General features: G+C 68.3%; 14 protein-coding genes and 1 pseudogene. 8 read left to right on the top strand and 7 right to left on the bottom strand.

Annotated features, from left to right (window positions below):
- Positions 1–51: 51 nt before the first annotated feature.
- Positions 52–1,005 carry an ADP-ribosylglycohydrolase family protein gene (locus tag MON03_RS05860; protein WP_242091032.1) on the bottom strand — a complete coding sequence of 318 codons (954 nt, stop codon included), beginning with the start codon at positions 1,003–1,005 and terminating at the stop codon, positions 52–54.
- Positions 1,006–1,104: 99 nt separating this feature from the next.
- Here MON03_RS05860 and MON03_RS05855 point away from each other — a divergent pair, with 99 nt between their 5' ends.
- The 3 genes and pseudogenes from MON03_RS05855 to MON03_RS05845 all read left to right on the top strand — a co-directional run bounded on the left by MON03_RS05855 (position 1,105) and on the right by MON03_RS05845 (position 4,049).
- Positions 1,105–1,761, top strand: coding sequence for an NUDIX hydrolase (locus tag MON03_RS05855; RefSeq protein ID WP_242091029.1), 657 nt, complete (start codon positions 1,105–1,107; stop codon positions 1,759–1,761).
- Positions 1,762–1,803: 42 nt separating this feature from the next.
- Positions 1,804–2,478: pseudogene (locus MON03_RS05850) on the top strand (N-acetylmuramic acid 6-phosphate etherase); the annotation flags it as partial.
- 47 nt (positions 2,479–2,525) lie between these two features.
- Positions 2,526–4,049, top strand: a complete 1,524-nt coding sequence (locus MON03_RS05845) for a PTS transporter subunit EIIC (RefSeq protein ID WP_242091027.1) — start codon at positions 2,526–2,528, stop codon at positions 4,047–4,049.
- Between the two features lie 191 nt (positions 4,050–4,240).
- On the opposite strand, the gene MON03_RS05840 is transcribed toward MON03_RS05845, so the two are convergent.
- The 5 genes from MON03_RS05840 to MON03_RS05820 form a co-directional block, all read right to left on the bottom strand.
- Positions 4,241–4,936 (bottom strand): PIN domain-containing protein, encoded by a 696-nt coding sequence (locus tag MON03_RS05840; protein ID WP_242091025.1) that lies wholly within the window; start codon positions 4,934–4,936, stop codon positions 4,241–4,243.
- Positions 4,937–4,985: 49 nt separating this feature from the next.
- Entirely contained in the window at positions 4,986–5,636 is a 651-nt protein-coding gene (locus tag MON03_RS05835) for a protein NO VEIN domain-containing protein (RefSeq protein ID WP_242091023.1), read from the bottom strand.
- A gap of 184 nt (positions 5,637–5,820) precedes the next feature.
- The gene (locus MON03_RS05830) at positions 5,821–7,650 is read right to left on the bottom strand and encodes a DEAD/DEAH box helicase (RefSeq protein WP_242091022.1); all 1,830 of its coding nucleotides are present in this window, start codon (positions 7,648–7,650) and stop codon (positions 5,821–5,823) included.
- On the bottom strand, positions 7,647–9,059 hold the full coding sequence (locus tag MON03_RS05825) for a ParB N-terminal domain-containing protein (RefSeq protein WP_242091020.1): 1,413 nt from the start codon (positions 9,057–9,059) through the stop codon (positions 7,647–7,649). Before MON03_RS05825 ends, MON03_RS05830 begins: the two co-directional genes overlap by 4 nt.
- A 149-nt stretch (positions 9,060–9,208) precedes the next feature.
- Positions 9,209–10,612 carry a DNA cytosine methyltransferase gene (locus tag MON03_RS05820; protein WP_242091017.1) on the bottom strand — a complete coding sequence of 468 codons (1,404 nt, stop codon included), beginning with the start codon at positions 10,610–10,612 and terminating at the stop codon, positions 9,209–9,211.
- A 319-nt stretch (positions 10,613–10,931) separates the two neighbouring features.
- On the opposite strand from MON03_RS05820, the gene MON03_RS05815 reads away from it, so the two are divergent.
- On the top strand, positions 10,932–12,350 hold the full coding sequence (locus tag MON03_RS05815) for a UvrD-helicase domain-containing protein (RefSeq protein WP_242091015.1): 1,419 nt from the start codon (positions 10,932–10,934) through the stop codon (positions 12,348–12,350).
- A gap of 87 nt (positions 12,351–12,437) precedes the next feature.
- Complete coding sequence (locus MON03_RS05810; RefSeq protein ID WP_242091013.1) at positions 12,438–12,857, top strand: hypothetical protein; 420 nt, start codon at positions 12,438–12,440, stop codon at positions 12,855–12,857.
- Between the two features lie 71 nt (positions 12,858–12,928).
- Here MON03_RS05810 and MON03_RS05805 read toward each other — a convergent pair whose 3' ends face one another.
- On the bottom strand, positions 12,929–13,861 hold the full coding sequence (locus tag MON03_RS05805) for an NADP-dependent oxidoreductase (RefSeq protein WP_242091011.1): 933 nt from the start codon (positions 13,859–13,861) through the stop codon (positions 12,929–12,931).
- A gap of 596 nt (positions 13,862–14,457) precedes the next feature.
- Between MON03_RS05805 and MON03_RS05800 the strand changes: the two genes are divergently transcribed.
- From MON03_RS05800 to MON03_RS05790, 3 genes are all read left to right on the top strand, one after another.
- The gene (locus MON03_RS05800) at positions 14,458–14,901 is read left to right on the top strand and encodes a hypothetical protein (protein ID WP_242091009.1); all 444 of its coding nucleotides are present in this window, start codon (positions 14,458–14,460) and stop codon (positions 14,899–14,901) included.
- On the top strand, positions 14,898–15,296 hold the full coding sequence (locus tag MON03_RS05795) for a hypothetical protein (protein ID WP_242091007.1): 399 nt from the start codon (positions 14,898–14,900) through the stop codon (positions 15,294–15,296). The genes MON03_RS05800 and MON03_RS05795 overlap by 4 nt, the downstream gene beginning before the upstream one ends.
- Before the next feature lie 215 nt (positions 15,297–15,511).
- Positions 15,512–17,953 carry an ATP-binding cassette domain-containing protein gene (locus tag MON03_RS05790; RefSeq protein ID WP_242091005.1) on the top strand — a complete coding sequence of 814 codons (2,442 nt, stop codon included), beginning with the start codon at positions 15,512–15,514 and terminating at the stop codon, positions 17,951–17,953.
- Positions 17,954–18,080 lie beyond the last annotated feature (127 nt).

The raw sequence follows: 18,080 nt of genomic DNA, 5'->3' as shown, positions 1-18,080 counted from the left end.
ACACCGGCAGCCCGTCGCGGCCGCCGGCCACGCACGGTCGCCAGCACGCGGTCAGACGGCCGCCGCTCGCGCGTCGAGCGCCTGCTCGCTCAGCGCAACGAGGTCGTCCGCGCGGAGTCGCGGCCAGCCGTGCAGCAGCTCACGCCACTCCGTCGGCAGCGCACTCGCCCCGTACAACGCACCCGCGAGACCGCCCGCGATTGCTGCCACCGTGTCCGTGTCGTTCCCGGTGCGGACCGCGCGGGCGAGGGCGTCCTCGAGACTCGCGCTCCGTCTGACCGCCGCGTACGCAGCCTGGAACGCCGACACCACCCAGCCGTTCGAGTCCGTGAAGTCGACCGGCTCCGAGTGCTCCGCCGTCACGATCCGGTCGACCCAGATCCGCCGCTTGTCGAGGTCGAGCAGGTCGAGGCCGGCCATGACATCGAGCTCGCCCGTGAGGACCGCCTTCCGGATCGCCACACACCAGAGCACGCACGCATCCCCCGCGTCAGACTCGTAGTGCGTGAGGTCGCTGATCGCCCGCGCGGCCTCGGCCAGCCGGAGCTCCTCGTCGACCGCGCCCGTCAGGTAGCCGAACACCAGCGGCGCCGTCCGCATGAGCGAGCCGTTCCCCGCCGAACGCCCTCGGAACTCGTGTTCCTGCCGGGCCGCGGCCCGCGCGCTCACGGCGGTGCGTGCCTCCAGGCCGGTGAGCACGTTGCGCGTCTGGATGCCGACGTCGGGCGCGGTCCGTGCCCAGTCGGCCCAGGCAGCCACCAGGCCGTCGAGGGCTGCCTCGCTGGCGGGGTCGCCGCCGCGGGCGAGGGTGCGGAGGATCGGGACGCCCATGCTCGTGTCGTCGGTCCACTCCCCCGGCGCCCAGCCGAAGGAGCCGCCGCCGGCCATCCGGATCGGGGTGGGCTCGGGCACGGCGGGACGGAACTCGTAGCCGGCGCCGAGGGCATCGCCGGCGGCGGAGCCGAGGACGGCACCGATCGCACGGTCGCGGGTGGTGGTGTTCATGGCCGCCTGCCTTCCATCGGGTTTGCGCGGTTCCGCGCTAACTGGTTCCGAGCCTGTCACGGCCGGCACTTTTGCGCAAGTGTGCGTAAACTCGGCGCCGTGACTTCGTCTGCGTACCGCGATCCTTCCGGTAAGCGCCTGGTCGACTACCCGCAGCCGTCCGTGGCGGTGGACACAGCGGTCCTGACCGTGCCTGTGCGGGAACCGCTGTCGGTGCTGCAGGTGCGCGATGCCGTCGACGGGGACTGGCGGCTGCCGGGGACGTTCGTGCACGAGGGCGAGCGGTTGTCCGCGGCCGTGCTGCGGTCACTGTCCGACAAGGCGGGCGTGACCGGGCTGGCGCCGTCGCAGTTGCACGTGTTCGACGATCCTGCACGGGACAGTCGGGGGTGGGTGTTGTCGGTGGCACACCTCGATGTGGTGCCCGCTTCGTCGCTGTCGTCGCCCGGGCTGGACGCGTCGCGGGCGCGCCTCCTCCCGGTCGACGACGCAACGGGGATGGTGCACGGGCACGACGAGATCGTGGCGTTCGCGGTGGCCTCGTTGCGAGCGCTCTACGCTGCGGCGCCGGACCCGCGCGGGCTCGTGGCGGAGCCGTTCACCATGACCGAGCTGCGGCGGGTTCACGAGGCTGTGGCGGGGCGGGCGTTGCAGCCGGACTCGTTCCGGAGGGCGATGCTGCCGGGGCTCGTGGCGACGGAGGAGAAGCGGGCGGAGGGGCCGGGGAAGCCGGCGGGGACGTACCGGAGGACGTAGCTCGCGGCGCCACGAGCGGACCTTGGCCGCGGCGCCGGCACGCCGGGCTGGCTCGGCGTCCTCGACGCCGGCGAGTGCCCGCCCACCTTCGGCACCGACCCCTCGCAGGTCGTCGGCGTCACCGCCGGCGGTCCCGTCGCCCTCACCACCGCCGTCGAAGGCGCCGAGAACGACGAAACAGCGGCCGTTCGCCACCTCGACGCGCTCGGCCTGGCGTCCGACGACGTGGTCGTCGGGATCAGTGCGTCCGGCAGGACGCCCTACTTCATCGCGGCCATCCTGGAGGCGCGGCGCAGGTCCGCCCTGTCCGTCTCCGTCGCGTGCAATCCCGACTCGGCCGCGGGGCGGGAGGCCGACATCGCCATCGACGTCGTCGTCGGCCCCGAGTTCATTGCCGGATCGACCCGCCTGAAGGCGGGGACCGCGCAGAAGCTCGTCCTCAACATGCTCACCACGCTGGCGATGGTGCGCAGCAACAAGACGTACGGCAACCGCATGGTCGACGTGCGGGCGACGAACGAGAAGCTCGTCGCACGGTCGTTCTCGCTCGTGCAGGACGTGACCGGGGCTACGTCCTCCGAGGTCGCTGCCGCCCTCGATGCCGCGGACGGCGAGGTGAAGACGGCGATCGCGATGATCCTCACCGGGTCGTCGGCCGCGTTCGTCCGGGCACAGCTCGCGGCTGCCGACGGCTCGCTCCGCGCCGTCATCTCCTGACTCCTTCCCTTCTCAGTCCGATTCCTTTCCCCCGAGGAGCACCATCAATGGCCGATGCACAGCAACTCGCACAACAGATCCTCGACACCGTCGGCGGGTCCTCGAACATCGCCGACGTCGAGAACTGCATGACCCGACTCCGGGTCGAGGTGGCGTCCCCCGGTTCGGTCGATCTGCCGGCGCTGCAGGCCACCGACGGGGTCATGGCCGCGATCGCCGCCGGGTCGAACCTGCAGATCGTGCTCGGGCCGGGGCTCGTTGACCGGGTGGCTGATTCGCTCGAGTCGTTGCGTGCCGCTCCTGTTCCGGGTGTGTCCTCGGCTTCGGTGGCGCCCGACGAGCTGGCGGCGCGTGGCGCGTCGATCAAGGCATCCGCCCGGGCCCGGTCCGACGGCCGCACCATGCGTGCCATCCGTCGCATCTCGGCGATCTTCATCCCGCTCATCCCCGCGCTGATCGCCTGCGGGCTCATCGCCGGGATCAACGGCATCCTGACGAACCTCGGGTGGTTGCCCGGGGTGACGCCGTTCCTCGGCGTGCTGTCCAGCGGGTTCCTGTCCCTGCTCGCCGTGTTCGTCGGGATGAACGCTGCGAAGGAGTTCGGTGGGACGCCCATCCTCGGCGGCGCGGTCGGCGGCATCATCGTCGCCGCCGGGGTCGCGAACGTGACCGTGTTCGGCGAGACCCTCGCTCCCGGGCAGGGCGGCGTGCTCGGCGCGCTGGCCGGCGGCATCCTCGCCGCTTACGTTGAGCGGTTCATGCGGAAGGTCACGCCGGACGTCATCGCGCTCATCGTCGTGCCGACCGTCACCGTCCTCGTCGCCGGGTCGGTGACGCTCGGGATCCTGATGTCGGTCGCCGGCGTCGTCTCGGTCGCGATCGGCACCGCGGCCACCTGGCTCCTCGCGAACGGCGGGGCCTTCGCCGGGTTCATCCTCGGCGGGCTCTTCCTGCCGCTCGTCATGACCGGGATGCACCAGGGGCTCATCCCGATCCACGCCACCCTGATCGAGCAGACCGGGTGGACCGTGCTGCTGCCCGTGCTGGCGATGGGCGGTGCCGGTCAGATCGGTGCGTGCATCGCGCTATGGGTGCGGCTCCGATCGAACGCCTCGCTCGTGCGGACCATCCGCGGCGCGCTGCCGGCTGGGTTCCTCGGGGTCGGCGAGCCGCTGATCTACGGTGTGACGCTCCCCCTCGGGCGGCCGTTCATCACCGCGTGCATCGGTGGGGCATTCGGTGGTGGTGCCGTTGGGTTGTTCGATCAGCTCGGGCACTCGGTCGGGGCGATCGCCATCGGGGCGTCGGACTTGTCGCTCATCCCGCTGTTGAACGGCTCGTCCGGGTACGGCTGGGCGTTGCTCGGGTACGGGTCGGGGCTCGTGGTGGCGTACAAATCGGCGCCACCGAAGCCATATCCACCATCAGAATCAAGTCCGCACTCAACACGCGCCCGTTGTGAACCCCACCCGATAGTGAGCTTCGCACTGATGCGTTTGGGCATGAGTTTCCCCGGCAGACGGTTCCCTCACGCCTCCAGCCCCTACGACCAAGCCGACATTTCGTGGTAGACGCCCGGAGAGTCTCGGTTGTGGAACGCACGCGGACCTTGGCTCCCTGATCATGGGAACCACCCGTTGCAAGCTCGCCAGCCTTCATTCTCGATGGTTGGTCTATCGTCTGAGCTTGAGGCCAATACCCCACCCGACTCCGAGGCCAAATGTGCGCACTTGATTTCTGACGCCGAGCTCCCGCTAGTTGACTACTGCTGTGCCCGTACCCGCTCAGCGAGCTCCGGACGCAGATTGATAGGAGTTCTTAGGTATGCCGCCCAAGCGCGGTCGAACTCAGACATGCCGCGGCGGCCTCGGTCCATCCAGCGGAGAAGCCGACGGCGGTCGTCCTGGCTAAGTCCGGCAGCGGCCGCGACAGCATCACCCATGTCGATGGGCACGTTCTCCTGTCCGGACCTACATCTGTTGCACTCCGTAACAAGCATCTCGGTCTCAAAGCCTTCGATCGTGCGGACCTTACGCCGCGAGACCGACAAGACGGCCGTCATGACTGGGTCGTCGCGGTAGGGCTCCGCACCCGCGATCCCGCACAGCGTGCACATGTAGCCGTCGCGGGCGAACACTGCCCTCCTCTCCTTGCTCGACATCGCCCTTCGCGGTGAAGCCTTCCGGCGCTCTTGCGGGTCCCACACGGCCACTCCGGCCTTCACGAATCGCTGATCCTCAGCGAGCAGGGACGCTTCTTCAGCGCTGGAGTGCACGACCCATCCCCAGTCCCGCAGGTCGCGGATGCGCCTGTCCGCTTGCGAGACGCCGGGGAAGGCTTCTCGCAGCTGGTTTTTTGTGAAGGTGCCTCCCTCGCCTACGACCTGCAGGAGCCACAGCGCGCCGCGCACCATCGTCCCCGCCGACGACTCGGGGTCGTTCCACACCGGTTGGTCCACTGCTTCTTTCCCTTCTCGTGCTCCGATTGAGTGCTTCAACTCCGACAGCTCATGCCATTGGACCCGTGCTCCATGGAGGAAGTGAGCCTGCCGCATCCACCCCTAGCTGCAGGACGCGATTCTCAATCACCGCCGAAGGGACCTCAACCTTGCAAGATGCCCAGCTAACGGAGGACGTCGAGTCGCGCGGCACGTTGGCGGCGAGCCAATCCTTCGGGACGGACCCGACGGCGACTACCTCAAGATTGGAATTCAGACGGACCGCAACCAGAACCCATTGGCTGTCCCGTAGCATCACTTCGTACTCGTGGCGCGACAGGTACGCTGTGAAGCGGCCGGCCCTCGTCGTACTTTTCACTTCGATGTGAGCCGTGACGAGGTCCTTGCTATACGCGATGTCATAACCGAAACCGTCGGACCACGTCGACACGTGGTCGATACGACCGTTGGTTCCGTTCCGCAGCATCCTGACGAGCGCCGCTTCGCCCGCGGCGCCGATCCGTTCGCGCACGGCGGTGTCGACCTTGCCCCAACTGCTGACGAGCTGCTCGTACACTTCGCCCGCGCCAACACCTAAAGCCTCCCCAGCGAGGACGATGTCCGACGGAAGATCATCGGGCGACCTGACAAGCTCGTCGGCGTCCTGGAACCAAGTCGGGGCTGCATTCTCGAAGATCGCACCAAGGATGCGGCTGGCCACAGGAGCCCCGGACCCCGAGACGGCCAGTAAATCCATGTCGCGGAGCCACGCGAGCGCAGTGGAATATTGGGTAGGCGAGAGGTCGCTGTACTTCCTATGGGTGGTAAGTAGGGCTTGGGCCCTCGGGATGCCCCCGCTTGCTGGAACGATCTCTAACCAGCGCCTGGCAGCGAGCAGCACTGGCTCAGGTGGAAGGCGCACGCAAATGCCCCATCAACGCTTGAAGGTCCCCGAGGTCAAGGCCCCCACCAATAGGAGGTTCCTCGTCGAGGTCGGCAAGCCGCTGGACGGCAGGATCGTCAAGGATGCCCCCCATGAATGCAAGCTTATCGGAAAGCCGCGCCGCGACAACCTCGTCAATGGTGCGCTCCGACGCGAGAACGGTGATGCGGGTCGTAGTACCGGGACGAAGCCCAAGGCGGTGGATCCTGTCCAAACTCTGGAGGAAGCGCCCGGCAGCGAAGTCGCGATCTATGTATACAGCGTCGTGGCACTCATGGTGCAAACTAATTCCTTCCCCGAGCGTCGCGGGGTTGGAAAGCAGGACCATACAGTCGTCGTCGCGCTTGAACCGTCGGATCTGCTCGTCCCGGTCAAGCGTGCCCCCGTGCACAACCGCGGGGCCAAATCGCTCGAGTACCCGTTCGAGGGTCTTGATACTCCGGATGAAGGTCGACCAGACGAGCGTCTTACGCCCACGTGCCGCGTTCTCACGGACGATCGCGAGCACTTCCTGGTACTTGGGCGACATCTCGTAAGCGGGTAGGTCCTGCATCAACTGGTACAGCGATGAACGCTCCGGGATCGGCAGCGGCGGCACCTGATAAGCCAGCGGCTCGTAGCGGCTCGTACCGACCGCGAGCAGCGCGGGGCTAGTTGCGGCCATGAGCATATAGACGAGATATTGGCCGAGTGCCTGGAAGTCGCCTTCGTGCCCCTCGGCGCGGGCGGAGAATTGACCGACGAGCGCCTCGTATATCTCCGCGTGTAGCGGCGGCAGCGGGACTGTGCGGATCGTCGTCTCAACAGGGGGCAGGCCCAGCTCGCCCTTAGTTGTGCGAGTGAAGAGCGGCCGAAGCACGCGGCTCGCGTCCGCCAGGCTCCCGCCGTTAACGGCTCGGATGACGCTCTGGCGACCCGTCCCCGGCCAGACAAAGCCGAAGAGGTTCTCCAGGTCCCTCGCACCATTTGGCGCCGGCGTCCCAGTCAGAATCAACCGCCGTCTGCTGCGTGGACCTAACGCGAGGCAGGCTGCACCGTACGCGCCGTCAGCGCCGAGCTTCATCCGATGGGCTTCGTCGAGGATGATCATTGACGGGCGCTCCGTCAGCCAGCGACTGAGTGTCGTGACCATGTTGGGAAGTCGCTCGTAGTTGACGATTAGCGCTTCCGTGGTGCTAGCGCCCGCCCCGTCCGCGATCTCCATCGCGAGCGGCCGCTGGAAGCACTCCGCATTCTCCTCCAGCCACGCGGAGTAACTCGACTTCGGCCCAACGATCAGCAGCCGCGCAAGGCCTTCGGTTTGGCGCAGCGCCTGAAAGACGGCAAGCCCGACTCTCGTCTTGCCTGCACCGGGGACGGAAAAGTTAGCCCCGTGCCGAAGCGATAGGAGCTTTGCGATGTCGCGGCGCTGAAATGCCGTCAGGTCGCCGGTCCACTCCGGCCCGAGGATGTCAGGAATCGACTCGACATCGACCGGGGAGCGCGCGCCTGGGCTGTCAAGCTGGCGCGAAACGGTCTGAGCATCCTGGAGCGAGTCCACGACCAACTCCTGGAGCGGTTCATCCCAGACCACCTCGCCGTCCGCCTGATGTGGCCAGGCGCTAAGAGCGCCGAGATTCGTTAGGAGTTCATCAAGCTCGATTTCAACACTGCTAGGCGATCGCTGCGTGCTCGTCTGGAACCCGACAGCCAGCCTGCGGAGATCGTCTTCCAGACCCGGGCGGACGATGAGGCGAACGCGCGTCACCTGCGCCGCGAGGCTGATCGCGAGGCTTGGGCCATCTGCGTTCATGACTTCGACCGGACCGCATCGAGGAGCCACGCGACACCTTCCCCGGGAGCAGAGAAAGTACGGCCCGCCTGCCGGGCAAGACCCTCGAGGCTCTCTCGGAGCGCGATCAGCGCGTCGTCGAACGCGTCGTCGTCGAGCGCTCGCTTCGCCTTCGCCTCCGCGAACTCGTTCGCGCATTGCGTGACGTAGTCCGCCGCATCAGTCAGCCGCTCGGGAACGGCGGACTGACGCTTGACGAGCTCCGCGTTCTGGCCCGCGAGCTTCACGGCGACGTCGAAGGTTTCGCGCGCTTTCTGCATCAGCCCAGCAGCCTGCGCTACTTCTTCTGGTGTCGCGCTCTTTTCATCGCTGGCCATGGCCTTGGCGCGAAGGAGCTGATTTGTGAGGGCCTCGGCGGCTGCGGAATCAGTGCTTTGGCTCGGCACGCTCGCTCCCGGGATGCCCGGGACAGGGATACCTGTCGCCACTTCTGCAGACACCGGCTTGAGGTCGTCCGGCAAACGGCTTTCGAGGTACCTGGTGTGGAAGTCAGCCTCCGCGAGCCGCAGCGAGGTCTTTGGATAGTCGAGCAGCACCATCGCAAGGCGCGACTGCTTCAATCGATTGGCGGAGTCGGGGTCGGTCGTGGCGAGCTTCGTGTAGTCCCTGTGGAGCTCCCTCAACTTCTCCTGGTGCTCCTCGAAATCGATCAGGCGGAGCGTTGTGCCATCTTCCGTCTTGCTGCGGTCAATCGCGTCAAGTATCAGTGCGTACACCCAGCGGTCACGCTGAAGCGTTCCAAGCTTGATGTTGAAGTCCTTGGCCACGTCAGCCTCGGAACGACCGCGCGCAAGCTCCTCGTCAATTGCGATCAATCGGTTGATGTACGAGTAGTCGCGGCGCCGGTCCTTCCGCAACTGGAGAGTCAGCTCGACGGTATTGATGTCTTGGCGCGAGGTGTCGTCGGGAAGAACGCCGACCCTGATGTTCTGCTCGCCGAGGTCGATCAGGGCGGCGGCGCGCGTGTTGCCGTCGACCAGGATCCCGTGCGGGCTCACGATGCCTGGCTCGCGCTGACCGACGTCGTCGAGCTCGTCCATCAACGCCGTGTACTCGGGGTCTGTCTGATCTGGATTCGCCGGCCTCTGCCGAAGAAGGTCGTGAAGGTAGCCCTGGGCCTCCTGACCCCACGGATCCTTTTCGATTGCCGCGTCACGCTTCGCGTCCAACGTCCGCTGCGCGCGAATCCGATGGGTATCTGGATTGAAGTAGAGCATTTCGACCGGCATCGAGATCACGCGAAGGTGGCGAGGTTCCCCGCGCCAGTCGATCGTGATCTTCGCGCCGTCTTCGTTCATCGCCTGCCGAACGCGCTGCTCAATGACGGCCTTGATTTCGTCCCCCTTGGGAGGGATGCCAAAGTCTGTCACTAGTGAATCTCCTCGGACTGGTTGAATGATCCGCGAGCATCGGGCGCTGATCTGCGGACACGGTCAGACTATCTACAACCTACGACGATCGGCGGAACACACAGCAGTCAGCGCGCCCGGCGGACCGTGCATTCCTTGGGAACGATCGTTCAGCTGATCCTCGACCGAAGTCTTTCGGTGGCGAAGGCAAGGTGACGGGAGTGGTCTTCCTGACCACGGAACGCCTTCCACTCGCCCAGACGGTAGGTGAGGTGACTGCCGCGTTGAAGAACTTCGATGTCGAAATCGCGCCGTAGGAACTCGATCCGCCGCACGATCTCCTGGTCGCCGAGGCCACCGCCGACCGCGTTCCGCAGGGCGGCAAGGGAAATGAAGCCTTCGCGTTCCCGGAGCACTCGATAGACCTCGTCGCGGTACTGACTTGGTGCAGCGTGATCGTCGCTCGATCGAGTCTCCTTCCGGAGAGCGGATGCGATCGCCAGCCCAACTGCGCGCGCGACCGGCGGCGGGAACGCGTTGCCAATCTGCCGATACGTCGTCGTCTTCCGGCCCCGGCCATCCCCGAAGTCCCACTCATAGCCGGGCCCGGCCCATCCTTGGATGCGCGCGACCATCTCGTTCGTGAGCCTGGGCACCAGGTCAGCCGGAGCGTCGGGCCCGGGCGCTGCGTCGGCTATTCCGAGGCCATCAACGCCAATCGACCGCCACTCGCGCTTTGCGCGCGTCGGACCGAGATCGGGCCCGCCGTGTTTCTTCGAGCCACCCACGACCGTAGGAGCCACGCGGTCCGCTCGTTTTGCCCACTCTTCTGCGCCGACCCAGCCATTCGCTGCCATGAGGTCGTAGAGGGCGGATCCTACGGTCTGCGCCGCGGGTGTCGGTTCGGGCCACGTGAAGTATGGAGCGAACTCCTCACGGAGGGCAACCAGAATGAACCGCGGCCGAAGCTGAGGCACGCCAAAGTCCTTGGCTTCCAGCAGTCGCCAATCGGCTCGGTAGCCGAGTTCCGCAAACCGATCGAGCACCGCTTGCCGATAGCCGGCGAAGCGGGGCATCGACAGTCCCCGAACGTTCTCCAGCAGCACAGCGTCAGGCCGCATTCGTCCCGCCGCCTCAACAGCCCACGCGAACAGATCGCGCTCGTCGGACGTGCCCAGCTGCTTTCCGGCGATTGAGAACGGCGGGCACGGAACGCCGCCCGCGAGGAGCGAGACGCCCTGAAATTGCTCCGGCAGCCACACCGATTCGTCGGCGACATCGCCCACAGCGACCACGGGCCGCGGGTCACCTTCTTCAGACGCTAGGCGGGACAGGTTCCGGTCCAGGGTTCCGGCGGCGTCCCGGTCCAGTTCGACCGCGAGCACGTGCCTGAACCCCGCAAGATGGAGACCCAGGCTCTGGCCGCCCGCACCGGCGCAGATCTCGACGGCCGTCAACTTAGTGCTGCGTGGTTTCCCATCCATGATGAGGATATTCTGGCAGGGGCCGCCGACTTCGCGGGGACGCACGCCGGGGCAAGCGCGCAGCCCTGGGTCAGCACCAGTGGTCTTCACGGCGTTCGTCGTATGAGCGTGAATGGTTCGGCCCGCAGCTCCCCAGGGGCAGAAGTCGCAGCTCGACCCCGGACGGCCGACCGTCTCCGGCCCGTCCTATCGCAACAAAAGTTGCGCCAAGTACCCGCCCGGTATCCCCGTTCACTACTGTGTCGGAGGCGTATCGTTCCGCTACCAGTTCCAGGCCCTTCGGACGACGGCATCCCATGCCAGCGGGTCATGCGTGCCGCTCGGCCTGTCTGTCCCGTCCAGACGGGCCACGATCTTGGACACTGCGGCGCGATCGACCACCTGCCTAGGGGCTGGCACTCAAGCTTCGATGCCCGTGCGATCCCGGAACCAGCTCTCAGGACCGCCCTCCAGGTTAGCCTCCCTCGACCCGGCCCAGGCGAAGCTCCTCCGCCGCAGCTTCAACGGCCCGGCGCGCATCCGCGGTGCCGCCGGCACCGGCAAGACCGTCGTCGGCCTCCACCGTGCCGCCTACCTCGCACGCTCGACCGGCGGCCGCGTCCTCTTCACCACCTACATCGGGACTCTGCCGAAGGTCCTCGAGTCGCTCCTCGAGCGCCTCGCGCCCGACATGGTCGGTCGCGTCGACTTCATGGGCGTCCACGCGTTCGCCACGCGCCTGCTCAAGGAACGCGGGATCGCGTTCCGCGTGCCCGGACGGGAGGCGCGACTCGCGTTCGACGACGCCTGGAACGCGATCCGCGCCTCCAGTCCACTGCGGTCCTCGCGTTTCTCGCGCTCCTACTGGGAGGACGAGATCAAGCACGTCATCAAGGGCCGCGGCCTGACGCGCTTCGAGCAGTACGCCGACCTGGCGCGCGTCGGGCGCAAGCACGCGCTGCCCATGGAGACGCGGCAGGCGGTGTGGGACCTCTACGAGGCATACTCCCGCGGGCTGCGTGAGCGGCGCGCGCACGACTGGGAGGACATCGTCCTCCTCGCGCGCGACGCGGTCGCGGCGGTGCCGCTCGAGCGGTACGACGCGGTGATCGTCGACGAGGCGCAGGACCTGTCGTGCGCGATGGTCTCGCTGATGCACCACCTCGTCGGGGATCGTGCCGACGGGCTGACGCTCATCGGGGACGGCCAGCAGACGATCTACCCGGGCGGGTACACGCTCGGCGAGGTCGGGATCAGCCTGTCCGGGCGCGGTGTCGTGCTCGACGTGAACCACCGCAACACGGCGGAGATCCTCGACTTCGCGAAGGAGATGGTGGCGGACGACCAGTTCGTCGACATCGAGGGTGTGGACGGCGTCGGCGACGCGGTTTCGTCGATCTCGCGGTCGGGGCCGGCGCCGGCGTTCCACCGGTTCTCGGGCCGGGCCGAGCACGACCGCTCGATGGTCGAGCGGCTGAGCGAGGTCCTGCGGCTGATCGGGACGGGGCACGGCGACGTGGGGATCCTCACGGCGACGACCTGGCAGGCGGACGACGTCCGGAGCGTCCTGCGCGCGGCGGGCATCCCGGTCATCATGCTCGACGAGTACTCGGGCAGGACCTCTGACGCCGTGCGGGTCGGCACCGTGAAGCGGGCGAAGGGGCTCGAGTTCAAGCAGGTGTTGTTGGCGCACGTCGACCGTCGGCTGCTCGATCCGGTGACCGGCGAGCCGTCCGAGACGGATCGGGAGCGGCGGGAGCGGGGTCGGCGGGAGTTGTACGTGGGGATGATCCGGTCGCGGGACGGGCTGTGGGTCGGGGTCCGCAATGCATCATCGCGAGGCTGCTGAACGGGCCGTCATCTGACGGTCGCCTGGGCGCTGCCGACAGGAAGAGCGGGCCGGACATTCCGTCGGCCGATCGGAGAATGGGGCGACGTGACGAAGTGTTGGAAGCGCGAGCGGTCTCGTTTCGACGAGTCGGCGTTCCGTCGTCTGGTGCGGAAGCACGCGGATCCCGACGTCGATACGGTTACAAGCTTTGCGAGAGCAGCAAGTGCCGACCCAGCGCTTCGGCTCCGTGTGCTCAGCAGACTTCGGGGCGACGCCGTCGCAACTCCTGCGGCCGTTCTGACGATCTACGCGCTGGGACTCACTGCGCTGACCTTCATCATCAACCTTCTCCTGTCGCTGACGAAGCCGCTCACGTTCGACGATGAGGCCGAACACTTCTGGCGCGGAGAGAGCCTCGTCGTCGGCGTACTCGTCGCGGCAGGCGTTGTCATCTACCGGGTGGCAGCTCGACGGCAGCGGTGCGCAACGATGTGGAAGTCGGCGTTCGAGGACGCGCTCAAATGATCACTCCCGTCGATTTGGCCCCGACTCACGAGTAGCAGCCCCGTCGAGGCTTCACGTACCGTCCGGGTGTCTCACCACACCAACACGAACCGCCCCCGCGTCCCTCCAGCCTCCAACCGCTCATGCGCCTCCGCAGCCCGCTCCGCAGGCAGCACCTCCGCCACCCTCGGCGTCAACGTCCCGCTCTCCACCGCGTGCCGCAACTGCTCGAGCTTGTCGAACGACCGGTACTCCGAGAACACCATCACCCGCACGAACTCGATCCCCCGCGACCCGTCGCCCTCCCAGCCCCGCACGTCGAAAAACGTCCCGCCGTCCCGCACGGCATCCACCACCGCCGACCGCTGCAATGCGGCGTCGGCGAGCGCATCAACCCCGTCCGGAACGAGCTCACGAACCGCAGCGGCGAACCCGTCCCCGCGCGCCACGACGTGCGAGGGCCCGAGCGACCGCACGAGTGCTTCGTCGGCCGGAGCAGCATCGGCGATGACGGTCAGCCCAGCGGCCTTCCCGAGCTGCACGAGGTAGTTCCCGAGCAACCCTGCGGCGCCGGTCACGGCGAGCGTCTTCCCCGGGGCCAACGACGGATGTCCGAGGATCTGCAGCGCGGTCAGACCGTTCATCGGGACCGTGGCAGCCAGCTCGAGCGACGTCCCGCGAGGCACCCGCGTGAACGACCCGACCGGCGCGACGAGCTCCTCCACGTACGCGCCCCCGTGCTCGCTGAGCGGCAACGCCATGGCCATGACCTCGTCGCCGACGGCCCACCCGGACACGTCCGGCCCGACCTCGTCGATCACCCCGGCCGCGTCCATCCCCGGCACGTACGGCGGCTGTGCTCCTGACGAGTCGCGCTGCCCGGCACGGACACCCGTGTCAGTCGGGTTCACGGCGAATGCCGCGACCCGGATCCGCACGGACCCGGCGCCGGCGCGCGGCTCCGGCACCTCGTGGGCGGCGAGGGCTTCCGGCCCTCCGAACTGTTCGACTCCGATGACCTTCACCCGTCTGGTCTACGCGCGGATGCGCAACGCAACCTCAGCCGGTCGGGAGGCGCGGATCACCGCCGCCACGCGCCTCCAGTCCGGCGGCGAGCCGGCCACGATACGGACGAGAGGCACGGACCACAGCCCGCCATGCGCCTCCCGACCGACGGCAGGACTGGTCTTGTCGGCTCGTTCGGGTCCTCTCAGGAACGGCGCCGAGATCGCATTCCGTCTTGTGCCGCCCGAGCAGCCGCGTAGCGTTGCTCCTGCTTGCAAGCGCATCAGGGGGCATCTCGCTGCAGGAGTCCGCCGCATCCTCGAATCGAAAGACGGATGTGATCATGCGATCAACGAAACGAACCAGCGTGCGGGCTGCTGTCGCAGTCTGCGCAGTGATCGGCGCCATCTCCGGTTTCGGCACCACCGGTGCCGTCGCTGCAACACCTGCACCGACCGCCACCAGTGTGCCGACTTCGACACCGACTGCTTCTGCGACAGGTGCCGCACCGGCTCCATCAGCCGACCCGACCACGGACCGAGCCGGCGACGCCTCGGCTGCACCTCCGGACGGGCACTGGGTAGCGCTCGACCCGGTCACGGCAGCCACTCCTGCAGTGCCGACGCACGTCTTGACGAAGGGCTCGTGCCCTTCAGGCACGACGAACTACTCCGGCTCGAAGCACCCCTACAGCTGCCTGGCGGTGTTCCTGGACGGTAGCCTCCACCAGGTCGGCCTCCGCATCGGACGATCAGGGAGCGAGACCTCCGCGTTCGGCTACCTCCACGCTCTGCAGGACCACAACGTCGAGGAGCAGACCATCGAGCACGCGGTGCAGATCAACGCCGCCGGGGTCCTCCAGCCGAACAACCGTCGGCTGTACGGAGCTGAGTTCGTCGCCAAGGGCAAGGCGACGGAGGAGTTCGTCGCGTTCGAAGAGCGTGCGCCGTCCTCGGCTTCACCGGACAAGTACGACCTGGGGATCGTGACTGCGTACTGCACCGCCGCGCCGAGCGGCCCCATCTCGCGATGCCCGGACTGGGTGAACGACTCCCTGTGAACGCCGAACAGGTGCGGCAGCTCGCGACGTTCCTCCCGACGGACTGGGGACACGTCGGACCGTCGATCGTCCGACCGGGCGCGCCCCCACCCGAAGGGTTCGGAGGCACCCGCGCGTTCAACCCGAGCGGCGGCTCCGCACCTTCGGTGGAGACACCGCTCCGGATCCTCGGAGCCACGTCGATCGCCACTGACCTGGTGCTTCGGCTGCACCTTGAGCAGTCGGACACTGCCTTCGTGATCGTGTGGGTCGTGGCCTTGGCGGGAACGTCGGGGGATGTGCCGCTTCGTGAAGTCTCGAGCAGTATCTGGGCCATGCTGCTGCGGCGAGTCTCGAGCGACCTGCTTTCCCAGACGGTCGTGACCAGCACCGGCGTCCGCCTGCTGATCGACTAGCTCCGCTTGTCAATCCCCGGGAGGAGCCGATCTGGCTCCTACCGGGGGCTCGATCGGAACCCGGTCCCGACCGCTGCTGCGAGGTGCGGAATGCGGCAAACGCCTGTCCCGGTGGATGACGGACCGGCACCGTGCCTCCAGTCCGCTCACCGGCGACCGCCGCCGACGAAGCAGGCGCCGCGCACCACCCAGCCGCCCCGCCTACGCTCGAACGAATGCCCACCCCGCATGACCAGCCCGCCCCCAGCACCCCCGCGCCCACCGACACCGCCACCCCCGACGGCTTCATCCGCGTCCGCGGCGCCCGCGAGCACAACCTCCGGGACGTCGACGTGGACATCCCCCGCGACCGCATCGTCGCCTTCACGGGCATCTCCGGCTCGGGCAAGTCGAGCCTCGCCTTCGGCACGGTCTTCGCGGAGGCGCAGCGCCGCTTCCTCGAGTCCGTCGCCCCGTACGCCCGCCGGCTCATCGCGCAGGGCAGCACACCGCACGTCGACGAGATCACGGGCCTGCCCCCGGCCGTCGCCCTGCAGCAGCGCCGCGGTGCCCCGAGCACCCGCTCGACCGTGGGCACGCTGACGACGCTGAGCAACTCGGTCCGCATGCTGTACTCGCGCGCCGGCACCTACCCCGAGGGTGCGACGCAGCTCTACTCCGACTCCTTCTCGCCGAACACGGTCGCGGGAGCGTGCCCGCGATGCCACGGCCTCGGCACGGCGCACGAGGTGACGGAGGCCTCGGCGGTCCACGACCCGTCGCTGTCCATCCGGGAGGGTGCGATCACCGCGTGGCCGGGCGCGTGGCAGGGCAAGAACCTCCGCGACGTGACGGCGGTCCTCGGGTACGACATCGACCGGCCGTGGCAGGACCTGCCCAAGGAGGACCGCGACTGGCTCCTCTTCACCGAGGAGCAGCCGGTGGTCGAGGTGCACCCGAAGCGCGACCGGGTGGCGAAGCCGTACAAGGGACGCTTCTGGAGCGCCCGGCAGTACACGCTGCACACCCTCGCGGACTCGCAGAGCGAGACGCAGCGGAACAAGGCCCTGCGCTTCGTGGAGTCGGGCCCGTGCCAGCTGTGTGGCGGCTCGGGGCTGACGCGGGCGGCCCTCGCGGTGACGTTCGGCGGACTGAGCATCGCCGAGTTCAACGCGCTGCCGCTGAGCGAGGTCGTCGAGGTCCTCCGACCCGCCGTCGTGCTGACGGACCCGACGCCGGCGCAGAGCTCGGTCACGTCCGGCGAACGCTCGGAGGTGGCGCAGTCGATCGCGACGGACCTGCACGGCCGGATTGACGTCCTCATCGGGCTCGGCCTCGGGTACCTCGGGCTCGACCGGGCGACGCCGACGCTCTCCCCCGGCGAGACGCAGCGGCTCCGGATCGCGACGCAGCTCCGGTCGGGGCTGTTCGGCGTGGTCTACGTCCTCGACGAGCCGAGTGCCGGCCTCCACCCGGCGGACACGGAGTCGCTCGTGCAGGTGCTCGACGACCTCCGCGCGAGCGGCAACAGCGTGTTCGTGGTCGAACACGACATGTACATCGTCCGGCGGGCGGACTGGATCGTGGACGTCGGACCGGGCGCGGGCTCGGGAGGTGGTCGCGTCCTCTACAGCGGTCCCCCGGCCGGGCTCGCCGAGGTCGAGGAGAGCGTCACCCGCCGCTACCTCCAGCCCGGCGGCGAGCGCGCGGCGCACGAGCGACGGGAGCCGGTCGGTACCCTCGAGATCCGTGGTGCCGCGCTCCACAACCTGGACGATCTCGACCTCGACCTCCCGCTCGGCGTGCTGACGGCGGTGACCGGCGTCTCCGGCTCCGGCAAGTCCTCCCTCGTCGGCGGCGTCCTCCCCGCGATCGCCACCGAGCACCCGCTCATCAGCCGGGTCGTCGAGGTGGACCAGAAGCCCATCGGCCGCACGCCCCGCTCGAACCTCGCGACCTACACCGGCATGTTCGACGCGGTGCGCCAGGCCTTCGCCGCCACCGAGGACGCCCGGGAGCGGGGCTGGACCGCCGGAAGGTTCTCCTTCAACGTCGAGGGCGGCCGCTGCGAGGTCTGCCAGGGCGAGGGCTCGGTCTCCGTCGAGCTCCTGTTCCTCCCCGGCAGTTGGGCGCCGTGCCCGGAGTGCCACGGCGCGCGCTACAACGCCGAGACCCTCGAGGTCCGCCGCGACGGCGCGACCATCGCCGACGTCCTCGGCATGACCGTCGACGAAGCAGCCGATGCCCTCGCCGACCTCCCGGCTGCGGCCCGCGCACTCACTGCCCTGCGGAGCGTCGGCCTCGGCTACCTGCGCCTGGGCCAGCCCGCACCGGAGCTCTCCGGCGGAGAGGCCCAGCGCATCAAGCTCGCCACCGAACTCCAGCGGGCGCGCTCGGGCCACACGCTGTACCTGCTCGACGAGCCGTCGACTGGTCTGCACCCGGCGGACGTGGAGCTCCTCACGGCCCAGCTCGCGCGGCTCACCGACGCGGGCAACACCGTGGTCGTCGTGGAGCACGTCATGTCCGTCGTCGCGCAGGCGGACCACGTGGTCGACATGGGTCCGGCCGGCGGCGACGAGGGTGGCCGCGTGGTCGCCTCCGGCACGCCTGCGGAAGTCGCTGCCGCCACCGGCAGCCGCACCGCGCCCTTCCTGCGCGCGGCGCTCGGCGCCTGACCCACCGGCCTGGAGGCGCGGCGCACCCCCGCCCCGCGCCTCCCGCCCGTCGCCGGGTCGCGCTGGCCGACCAGACGCAACCCGCCCGTCCCAGAACGCAACCCGCCATCCCGGACGCAACCCGCCC

Origin of the sequence: Curtobacterium sp. DN_7.5, from assembly GCF_022655355.1 — a bacterium.
Classification (GTDB): domain Bacteria; phylum Actinomycetota; class Actinomycetes; order Actinomycetales; family Microbacteriaceae; genus Curtobacterium; species Curtobacterium luteum.
The sequence above is the reverse complement of the archived record's forward strand: the minus strand, read 5'-3'. Positions and strand labels throughout refer to the sequence as shown.

Coding starts and splice junctions, on each gene's coding strand:
- MON03_RS05830 (WP_242091022.1), bottom strand. CDS start 7,650: ATGAACGCAGATGGCCCAAGCCTCGCGATCAGCCTCGCGGCGCAGGTG.
- MON03_RS05860 (WP_242091032.1), bottom strand. CDS start 1,005: ATGAACACCACCACCCGCGACCGTGCGATCGGTGCCGTCCTCGGCTCC.
- MON03_RS05790 (WP_242091005.1), top strand. CDS start 15,512: ATGCCCACCCCGCATGACCAGCCCGCCCCCAGCACCCCCGCGCCCACC.
- MON03_RS05845 (WP_242091027.1), top strand. CDS start 2,526: ATGGCCGATGCACAGCAACTCGCACAACAGATCCTCGACACCGTCGGC.
- MON03_RS05815 (WP_242091015.1), top strand. CDS start 10,932: ATGCCCGTGCGATCCCGGAACCAGCTCTCAGGACCGCCCTCCAGGTTA.